We start from the raw sequence: 8,345 nt of genomic DNA, 5'->3' as shown, positions 1-8,345 counted from the left end.
TCGGGTTCAAGTACGCAACACTCGTCCTTTCTAACAAAATTACAAAATAAAACAAAAATAGAAACCTGACCGACAGTGCTTCGGCATCTAGGTCACGGTTGTCTTTTTTCAAAGAGTCGTAGGCGGGTTCAATTCCAACACCTAGTCGGCTTTCCTTTCTAAATTAAGATAACAAGATAAAAGGAGAGCGACGCTGTGTGACTTGCACACAAGGAGCTCTATCTATTTTCCGAGCTTTTAGCTCGGGTTCAAGTACGCAACACTCGTCCTTTCTAACAAAATTACAAAATAAAACAAAAATAGAAACCTGACCGACGGTTCTTCGGCACCTAGGTCACGGTTGTCTTTTTTCAAAGAGTCGTAGGCGGGTTCAATTCCAACACCTAGTTGGCTTACCTTTCTCATAAAGTTTTTTTATCTCACTTCAATTCCAAAACATAGTGAACTGTTCTACCAACTTCCCGGAAACCATATTTGACATGAAAACTCTGACTAAGTTAATTATCGAATTCCGCGTCAGATGCAAGTTGAGATATTCCACGATTTTCAGCCCAACTAATTGCAAAAGACAATAGCTTATCCGCAATCCCTTGGCTACGATAGTCTGGAATGATAAAAATTCCTTCTAAGTAAGCAGTTGGACCATTCTGACATCCTTCAACATAGTAGTGACCGGAGAGATAAACTAATCCAAGCTACGGGCTCTTCGCCAGAAGAGAAATAAAGAAATTCATACGGAAACTTATTATTCCTAAATTTTTCTATCAATTCTTGCTCATTTGTTCGCCAAACCTGACTAGCAAAAGAAGCCCAGATAGAAAGAGTCTGTTCATTAACTGTTTTAATCTTCATTTACCATACCATTACGACGGAAAACACCACTAAAGTGGTGTTTTTAACTTTTCATTAATAGATTTGAAAGCAGAGTATAAGCGAGAATGGACAAGTTATCAAATTTCTCTAGGTTCGAGTTTTCACATGGTCACTTGCACATTTCTAGGTGACCAGCTGAAACAGTCTATTCCCAGACGGTTTCAAACCTCCGAACCTTCTTAATATTCCTTTTTGTTATACCCAAAGTCAGCGAGGTCGAGTTTTTTGTCTCGCCAGTTTTTCTTGACTTTAACCCAGATTTCGAGGAAGACTTTATCACCAAGCATTAATTCAATGTCACGACGTGCCATGGAGCCAATTTTCTTGAGCATAGCTCCTTGCTTACCAATGATGATGCCTTTTTGGCTATCACGCTCTACCATAATCGTCGCGCGAATGTGGACTTTATCGGTAAATTCATCACGTTTCATGGACTCAATGACAACGGCAACTGAGTGCGGAATTTCCTCACGAGTCAGAAGCAAGACTTTCTCACGAATCATCTCAGACACCAAAAAACGTTCGGGATGGTCAGTGATTTGGTCCGCAGGGAAATATTGGAATCCTTCGTCCAGGTTTTCCTTCAGAATTTCCATAAGTCGATTGACATTATTACCCTGAGTTGCCGAAATTGGTACAATTTCTTTGAAATCCATTTGATGGCGAAAATCATCAATCTGCTCTAATACTTGGTCTGGATGAACTTTGTCAATCTTATTAACCACTAAGATAACTGGAACATTTGCCTGTTTTAGCCGTTCCATTATCATATCATCGCCCTTACCACGTTTTTCATCCGCTGGCACCATAAACAGAACTGTATCTACCTCTCGAAGAGTGCTATAGGCTGATTCCACCATAAAATCACCTAGGGCTGTCTTGGGCTTGTGAATTCCTGGCGTGTCAATAAAAACAATTTGCTCTTCATCCGTGGTATAAATCCCCATAATCTTATTACGGGTGGTTTGAGCCTTGTCGCTCATGATGGCAATTTTTTGCCCCATTACATAGTTGAGGAAAGTGGATTTTCCTACATTTGGACGACCTAAAATCGCCACAAATCCTGACTTAAATGTCATAAATTCTCCTTTATTCTTAAAATATAATATTCCAAATTTTAGGCACAAAAATGATGAGCCCTGTTAGTAATGCAAATCCTGATACAAATAAGACTGCCCCTGCTGCCATATCTTTTGCATTTTTGGCCAGCATGGAAAAATGATAATCAGATGCCAAGTCCACCACATTTTCAATGGCAGAATTGACAATCTCAAATGCGACAACTAAGCTGATACTCAACAAAAGAAATAGCCACTCTGTCACCGATACTTGGAAAACCAAGCCTGCCAAAATTACTAATATAGCCGATACAGCATGCTTACGCATATTGCGCTCTTCTTTAAAGGCGGTTATGAGTCCTGATACAGCAAAATCCAGACTCGACATCAATTCTCGGTTTTTCCACCGATTTTTTGAATTATTCTCGCGTAAGTCCATAAGCAGTTAAAATTTCTTCTTGTAAACCAAACATCGCAGCTTCTTCTTCTGGCGTATAATGATCGTAACCATTGATGTGTAAGAAGCCATGTACGGCTAAAAATCCCATTTCACGCTCAAAGCTATGTCCATAATCCTCAGCCTGTTCACGCGCCTTATCAATTGAAATATACAATTCACCAATATAGGCATCAAAATCTTCCATCATTTCAGCCAATTCAGGATTGTCCACCAAATCTTCTTCATCAAAGACAATTTCTGATTCGGGTTTGTACTCTAAACTAACCACATCTGTGGGGCGATCAATGCCTCGATATTCCAAATTTACTTCATGCACACGGGCATTATCTACAAATGTCACAGCCATTTCTTTATTTTGTTTACCGATTTTTTTAGCTGCAAATTGGAGCAATTCTATGATTTGTTCTTGCATTTTCACAGGAACTTTTCCTGTTTCGTCTACCATTTCAATATACATCTTATTACATTCCTTCTATACAAGTCCATTATACCACAAAAGGGAAGAAAGCGGATTTTTATAGTATAATGATTACAAACCATCGTACTAAAGGGTAAGTCACTATGATAGCAACAGGAAACAATATCATTGCCATTATTGAATCCAATATGGACGAAATGACTGAGTTGGAACAAGAAATTTGCCCGCTATTTCATGCAATTGGATCCTGTTGATGCAGATTTAACATTGGAGTTCACTACAGCCACTCTTCACGTTTTCACCATCTGCACTCACACAATTCGCTAAAAAATGCGGTTTCTCAGGTTATAGAGAAATGTTTTCACCTATCAAAAAGATCACCAGCATTTGTTAAAACATTTCGACCATATTCAGCGCAGCCTAACTAAAAAAGTGTTGATTGACTATGACCAAATCTTAACAGACATAAATAACCTGATAAACGAAGAAAAGCTAGAAGAAATCGCCACTTTGATTGATAGCAGTAAACGAGTCTACTTCTATGGGATCGGTAGTTCAGGTTTGGTTGTAATGGAAATCAAATCTCGCTTTATGAGACTTGGAGTGGTATGTGATGCGATTACGGATAAAAATAATTTAATCTGGACAACCACTATTCTTGATTCTTCTTGTTTGGTCATTGGTTTATCATTATCTGGCCAAACAGAGGAGGTTATGGAATATTTGGATTTGGCAGCTCAAAAAGGAGCCGCTACCGCTCTTCTCACAACTAAAACATTTTCAACCACTCAGACCCATAAAATTTTCCCGATCGCTTCCGTACGGAATTTATGTACGGAATTTATATTATGGCAATCGGATTTCACCTCAATACCACTACTCATCATGCTGGATATTATCTACGCCTACTTCCAAGCCATTGACCGAGAAAAGAAACGATTTTTAAACAAACAATCATATATAAAATGAACAGTTCAACAAGAGCTGTTCATTTTTACTTACGAGAAGTTGGTCCCAAGCAAATAGTCAAATACATAGTCATTCACTTGAACATTTAGGGCATCATGACCATAATCCGTTAAAATTCTCATTTCCTTTGTCGTCTCAATACGATTAAATATAGCAAATTGAGTAGATAGAGGACAGACTGCATCTTCTAAACCAGTGACCATAGCAACTGGACACTGAATCCGGTGGGCTAGGTTTTTGACATCTATATAATCTAAGACAGATAAGATCTTAGCCTCGGTTCGATGAAATGGGTCGGAATATTTAAAATAACGAAAGAGTTCATCATGGGTCTCACTATTGTTGCCCAATTCTAAAACACGCTTAAAATCTGATAAAAATGGATAGACTGCTACTGTTTTAGATAAGGTTGGATATAAAGCCGCTGCCACCAAAGCCAGTGCTCCACCTTGAGAAGTACCATAACTCATTAGCCGTGTTTCATCCACAAAATCAAAGCGAGCCACAAGTTGAATCATTTGGTACACATCTAGGTACACATCCTTGTGGAAAAGATGTGTTGGTCCCTGCAACATCCCACGAATTACTTGTCCTTTGACTGTTAGCCCTTCAAATTGCCCCAAGTCCTGAGAACGACCCGCTTGCCCTCGGACATCCATCGCCACTACTCCGAGAACCTCCAGCAGTAAATTTCAATAATTCTGTCCAGTCTGGACCTTGACCCTGGTAGCCATGGAAATAAAACAAAATAGGGAGAGGTCTAGGCTCTTTCGGAAACAGACATTTTGCAAAGATTGTTGATCCGCTAGTTCCTGTAAACCATAATTCCGAACAATTCATACCCGCTAGACCTACTGGTTTTTAATCAATTGATAATACGGTTGAATTTGATCATATAAGGTATCATCTACATCAAAAATTAAAGCTTTCATGTACAATTTCTTTCTGGTCTATCAACTTATTTCGCCGATTTTTGTTTTTCATGCAAATTGAATAAATTCTTCATCCTTGTGTAGCTTTCTTCCTCACCAACAAAATAAATCAAATCATCCTTTTCCAATGTTTGATACGGACTGGGAGCAATTAGCAAGTCTTCATTTCTTTCTATTCCTACTATCACAGCTCCTGTATGATGCCAAACTCGGATTTCTGTTAATTGTTTCCCCAACAAGTCAGAATCCGAGGTCAACTTTAATCCATATGGTTCAAGGGGGTACTTTTTTTGCACACGCTTGGTCTGATCTAGGTAAATAGAAACCATACCACGTAATTCTTTCAGCATGAGCTCCTGTTGATCCATTTTCTCAAGGATTCGATCTTTCTGCGTAACCAATGAATTGGTCATTTCAAAATTATCCAAAAAATCTTGAGCCTTTTCTTTGGACAAGACAATGGCTCCACTACCGTGTTTGACGGAAACAATATTCAAATCAGCCAAGATATTTAAAGCTTTCCGAGTTGTTTCAGGGGAAACACCAAACATACTGGCTAATGTAGAACGAGATTTGATTCGTTCACCCACTTTATACTCCCCGCTCACGATTCTTTGAGCAACTCCAACTGCAATTTGCTGATATTTTGATGTTTTTACCATCTTGCCATTTGGCATTTTTTTTGTTCTCCTTTCACAAAATGAAAAAGAGCGAGATGCTATCATCTCACTCCCATCGTCTAGCTAGATAACACATCTTTTACCCAGCTAGTTGTCTCTTATCGCACCAAAATGCGTACGTGATTATTGAACACGTGATGATTCAAGTTTATCTTTTACCACTTCTGTTTGAGTCGTGACGAAATCGCCAGCTTTACTAGCTTGATTGCCTATCACCTCACCTGTAGCTTGAGTAGCACTAGCTACACGATCTTGTAAGGTCACAGATTCTGCCTCAAACTCTTCACGTGTCTTTATATCTACGACTTCAACATTGACTTCAACCACTTCCAAGTGGGTCATTTTCTTCACTTCTGCCGCGATAATAGACTTCATTGTTTCGACGATTTCAGGAATATCTTTTCCATATTCCACCACAATTTTCAAATCCGTTGCAACTTGTTTGCTACCGACTTCTACATTAATACCTTCTCGGACATCTGAGCTATTGATCAATTTATTTTTGATATTTGTGAAAAATCCACCACTAACTGACAATAAACCTGAAACTTGTTGTAAAGCGTGACCAATCATTTTTTCAATGACCTGATCTGCGTATGTCACTGTTCCCTTTATCAATGTTTGTTCTACTTCTGTAATTTTCTCCATGAGTAATACCTTGCTTTCTTTTTTCGTAATCCTTACTTATTGGAATTCTTCAATCCATCAAGAGCGCCTTCTACAGTATCCTTTGCATCAGCTAAGATGGAACCAGCTTTTCCTGCTAGTTCTTCAACCTTACCTTCACTTTCCAAGTGTTTATCTCCAGTCACTTTACCAGCAACTTTCTTTGCTGTTCCAACAAATTCATCTTTTTTTGCATTCAATTTATCTACTGACATAATTTTTTCCTCCTCTATTCACTTAAATGACACGTGGTTCCTTGCCACTTGTAATGTCTTCAACACCCTTTGAAGCTTTATCTACTTGAGCTGTCGTAAATCCAACTGCGGAACTAGCAGCATCTGTAACTTTATCTTGTAAACTTACTGAATCGGCTTCATATTGTTCACGAGTTTTGATATCAACCACTTCAACGTTCACTTCAACCACATCCAAATCTGTCATGGCTTTCACTTCTGACTCAATAATAGCTTTCATATCTTTATAGATAGTTGGTAAGTGTTTTTTATACTCTGCAATAATAGAAAGGTCTACAGCAACTTGTTTTTTACCAACTTCAACGTTTACACCTGTTGTCGGCTTGTCGCTATTGACTAATTTATCTTTCAGGTTTGCGAAAAATCCACCACTGACCTCCAACAAGCCGTCTACTGACTCTAAGGCAATTCCAATCATTTTCTCAATGACTTTATCAGCATATGTTAATTCTCCACGAATTACAGAAACTTTCTTTTGTTCAGTCATATTTCATCCTCCAAAATTTTGTATTACTTTCTTAAAATATATTCTAAAATACCTGATCGTTGAACGAGAGAGCCCACCACTGCCCCAAGTATCATTAAAAATAATACAAGCAATGTTTTAAGGAACCCAAGGGTAAGGAGAAGTACCGCCAATAAAAGACCAATTCCAGCTCCCAAAATAGGATATTTCCAATGATTTATCTCTTTCATACACACCCCACTATTCTACCCGAGAAACCAGTCTACTCTTAGAATCTTGAATTTCGTTAACAGCAACCGAGAATTGTACTGGACGAGTCAAGCCGAAAAAGTTCTCTAAACCTTCTCGAATTTCCTTTTCCAAGTTAGACATTTGTTGAACAGCTGCAGTCCTCGAACGCATTTGTCCTACCACTTTCACCTTAAAGCGTTTCTTATATAGAGAAACATGTACTGAAGGATCAGCCATTACTCCATTTTCTGAAACGATGGATTTTACAAAACCTTCTATGGCAGATTTTTTCAATAAAAGCTTACCATTCTTTTCAACTGACAAATCAATTTCTGTATAACGCTTTGGCCACAAGAAGAATATTAGACTGACAATTAATAATGCAAGCATAAAAGTAAGTGATCCCCAGAAAAGGAATAGTGAAATTACTTGATTAGATTGGTCATGAAGATACCATTGCGGTATCAATCCTGCTACCTCACTTGGCAAAGTGACAGCCTCCGAATACCGGATGGCAACTAAGCCAAGTAAAATAAACAGAGGTAATGCCACTAATACATATCCCCACTTAACTAACTTTGTCATAGGCAACTCTTTCTAGAAGGCTTACGCCTTACGACCCACGAAGAAGGAAACAACTGCTACAACGATTACCGCTCCAACGATGGATGGAACAAGCGCCATTCCTGCAAATGATGGTCCCCAATGACCTAAAAGAGCTTGACCAATGGATGAACCGACGAGACCAGCTACAATATTTGCAATCCAGCCCATTGAGCCACCTTTATTTGTGATCGCTCCTGCGATTGCGCCAATTACTCCACCTACGATTAATGTCCAAATGAATCCCATAATAAACCTCTTTCAATACATCTAATATCTTTTAAAGCTATGTGCTTGCTTCGTCTATGCCTTACGACCCACGAAGAAAGATACAACTGCTACTACGATAACCGCACCCAGAATCGATGGGAAGAGTGCCATTCCTGCAAGCGATGGTCCCCAATGACCTAAAAGAGCTTGACCAATGGATGAACCGACGAGACCGGCTACAATATTTGCAATCCAGCCCATTGAGCCACCTTTATTTGTAATCGCTCCTGCAATTGCGCCAATTACTCCACCTACGATTAATGTCCAAATGAATCCCATAATAAACCTCTTTCAATACATCTAATATCTTTTAAAACTGTGTGCTTACTTCGTCTACGCCTTACGACCCACGAAGAAAGATACAACTGCTACTACGATAACCGCACCTAGAATCGATGGGAAGAGTGCCATTCCTGCAAGCGATGGTCCCCAATGACCTAAAAGAGCTTGACCAATGGATGAACC

The 8,345-nt window shown here is 39.0% G+C and carries 14 protein-coding genes and 1 pseudogene; 1 reads left to right on the top strand and 14 read right to left on the bottom strand.

Going from position 1 to position 8,345, the window contains the following annotated elements:
* Positions 1 to 497: 497 nt before the first annotated feature.
* From ACPC57_RS10930 to ybeY, 4 genes are all read right to left on the bottom strand, one after another.
* Complete coding sequence (locus ACPC57_RS10930) at positions 498 to 611, bottom strand: GNAT family N-acetyltransferase (protein ID WP_254451662.1); 114 nt, start codon at positions 609 to 611, stop codon at positions 498 to 500.
* Positions 612 to 1,052: 441 nt separating this feature from the next.
* The gene (gene era, locus ACPC57_RS10925) at positions 1,053 to 1,952 is read right to left on the bottom strand and encodes a GTPase Era (RefSeq protein WP_434066952.1); all 900 of its coding nucleotides are present in this window, start codon (positions 1,950 to 1,952) and stop codon (positions 1,053 to 1,055) included.
* A gap of 16 nt (positions 1,953 to 1,968) precedes the next feature.
* Complete coding sequence (locus tag ACPC57_RS10920) at positions 1,969 to 2,370, bottom strand: diacylglycerol kinase family protein (RefSeq protein ID WP_336381359.1); 402 nt, start codon at positions 2,368 to 2,370, stop codon at positions 1,969 to 1,971.
* Positions 2,351 to 2,848 (bottom strand): rRNA maturation RNase YbeY, encoded by a 498-nt coding sequence (ybeY, locus tag ACPC57_RS10915; RefSeq protein WP_172035867.1) that lies wholly within the window; start codon positions 2,846 to 2,848, stop codon positions 2,351 to 2,353. Before ybeY ends, ACPC57_RS10920 begins: the two co-directional genes overlap by 20 nt.
* A gap of 348 nt (positions 2,849 to 3,196) precedes the next feature.
* Here ybeY and ACPC57_RS10910 point away from each other — a divergent pair, with 348 nt between their 5' ends.
* A complete protein-coding gene (locus tag ACPC57_RS10910; protein ID WP_434066951.1) occupies positions 3,197 to 3,778 on the top strand; it encodes a MurR/RpiR family transcriptional regulator in 582 nt (193 codons plus the stop codon).
* 29 nt (positions 3,779 to 3,807) lie between these two features.
* Here the strand turns inward: ACPC57_RS10910 and ACPC57_RS10905 are convergent.
* The 10 genes and pseudogenes from ACPC57_RS10905 to ACPC57_RS10860 all read right to left on the bottom strand — a co-directional run.
* Positions 3,808 to 4,606, bottom strand: a pseudogene (locus tag ACPC57_RS10905) (acetylxylan esterase); the annotation flags it as partial.
* Positions 4,607 to 4,736: 130 nt separating this feature from the next.
* Positions 4,737 to 5,387, bottom strand: coding sequence for a TrkA C-terminal domain-containing protein (locus ACPC57_RS10900; protein WP_434066950.1), 651 nt, complete (start codon positions 5,385 to 5,387; stop codon positions 4,737 to 4,739).
* Positions 5,388 to 5,513: 126 nt separating this feature from the next.
* Positions 5,514 to 6,038: an Asp23/Gls24 family envelope stress response protein gene (locus tag ACPC57_RS10895; RefSeq protein WP_434066949.1), complete on the bottom strand. Its 525-nt coding sequence runs from the start codon at positions 6,036 to 6,038 to the stop codon at positions 5,514 to 5,516.
* 32 nt (positions 6,039 to 6,070) lie between these two features.
* Positions 6,071 to 6,271 (bottom strand): CsbD family protein, encoded by a 201-nt coding sequence (locus ACPC57_RS10890; protein ID WP_130554827.1) that lies wholly within the window; start codon positions 6,269 to 6,271, stop codon positions 6,071 to 6,073.
* 22 nt (positions 6,272 to 6,293) lie between these two features.
* A complete protein-coding gene (locus ACPC57_RS10885) occupies positions 6,294 to 6,797 on the bottom strand; it encodes an Asp23/Gls24 family envelope stress response protein (RefSeq protein WP_277844057.1) in 504 nt (167 codons plus the stop codon).
* Between the two features lie 23 nt (positions 6,798 to 6,820).
* A complete protein-coding gene (locus tag ACPC57_RS10880; protein ID WP_130554825.1) occupies positions 6,821 to 7,006 on the bottom strand; it encodes a DUF2273 domain-containing protein in 186 nt (61 codons plus the stop codon).
* 10 nt (positions 7,007 to 7,016) lie between these two features.
* Positions 7,017 to 7,592, bottom strand: a complete 576-nt coding sequence (gene amaP, locus ACPC57_RS10875) for an alkaline shock response membrane anchor protein AmaP (protein ID WP_277844061.1) — start codon at positions 7,590 to 7,592, stop codon at positions 7,017 to 7,019.
* Positions 7,593 to 7,613: 21 nt separating this feature from the next.
* A complete protein-coding gene (locus ACPC57_RS10870; RefSeq protein WP_217374072.1) occupies positions 7,614 to 7,859 on the bottom strand; it encodes a GlsB/YeaQ/YmgE family stress response membrane protein in 246 nt (81 codons plus the stop codon).
* A gap of 54 nt (positions 7,860 to 7,913) precedes the next feature.
* Positions 7,914 to 8,159, bottom strand: a complete 246-nt coding sequence (locus tag ACPC57_RS10865; RefSeq protein ID WP_130554821.1) for a GlsB/YeaQ/YmgE family stress response membrane protein — start codon at positions 8,157 to 8,159, stop codon at positions 7,914 to 7,916.
* Positions 8,160 to 8,213: 54 nt separating this feature from the next.
* Positions 8,214 to 8,345, bottom strand: a 132-nt coding sequence (locus ACPC57_RS10860; RefSeq protein ID WP_277837789.1) for a GlsB/YeaQ/YmgE family stress response membrane protein, incomplete at its 5' end; no start/stop codon positions are given.

The sequence above is a fragment of the Streptococcus sp. VTCC 12886 genome, from assembly GCF_049893425.1.
In the GTDB taxonomy this organism is placed as follows: Bacteria; Bacillota; Bacilli; order Lactobacillales; family Streptococcaceae; genus Streptococcus; species Streptococcus suis_AA.
The sequence above is the reverse complement of the archived record's forward strand: the minus strand, read 5'-3'. Positions and strand labels throughout refer to the sequence as shown.

Coding starts and splice junctions, on each gene's coding strand:
- ybeY (WP_172035867.1), bottom strand. CDS start 2,848: ATGTATATTGAAATGGTAGACGAAACAGGAAAAGTTCCTGTGAAAATG.
- ACPC57_RS10880 (WP_130554825.1), bottom strand. CDS start 7,006: ATGAAAGAGATAAATCATTGGAAATATCCTATTTTGGGAGCTGGAATT.
- ACPC57_RS10895 (WP_434066949.1), bottom strand. CDS start 6,038: ATGGAGAAAATTACAGAAGTAGAACAAACATTGATAAAGGGAACAGTG.
- ACPC57_RS10870 (WP_217374072.1), bottom strand. CDS start 7,859: ATGGGATTCATTTGGACATTAATCGTAGGTGGAGTAATTGGCGCAATC.
- era (WP_434066952.1), bottom strand. CDS start 1,952: ATGACATTTAAGTCAGGATTTGTGGCGATTTTAGGTCGTCCAAATGTA.
- amaP (WP_277844061.1), bottom strand. CDS start 7,592: ATGACAAAGTTAGTTAAGTGGGGATATGTATTAGTGGCATTACCTCTG.
- ACPC57_RS10865 (WP_130554821.1), bottom strand. CDS start 8,159: ATGGGATTCATTTGGACATTAATCGTAGGTGGAGTAATTGGCGCAATT.
- ACPC57_RS10920 (WP_336381359.1), bottom strand. CDS start 2,370: ATGGACTTACGCGAGAATAATTCAAAAAATCGGTGGAAAAACCGAGAA.
- ACPC57_RS10885 (WP_277844057.1), bottom strand. CDS start 6,797: ATGACTGAACAAAAGAAAGTTTCTGTAATTCGTGGAGAATTAACATAT.
- ACPC57_RS10890 (WP_130554827.1), bottom strand. CDS start 6,271: ATGTCAGTAGATAAATTGAATGCAAAAAAAGATGAATTTGTTGGAACA.
- ACPC57_RS10900 (WP_434066950.1), bottom strand. CDS start 5,387: ATGCCAAATGGCAAGATGGTAAAAACATCAAAATATCAGCAAATTGCA.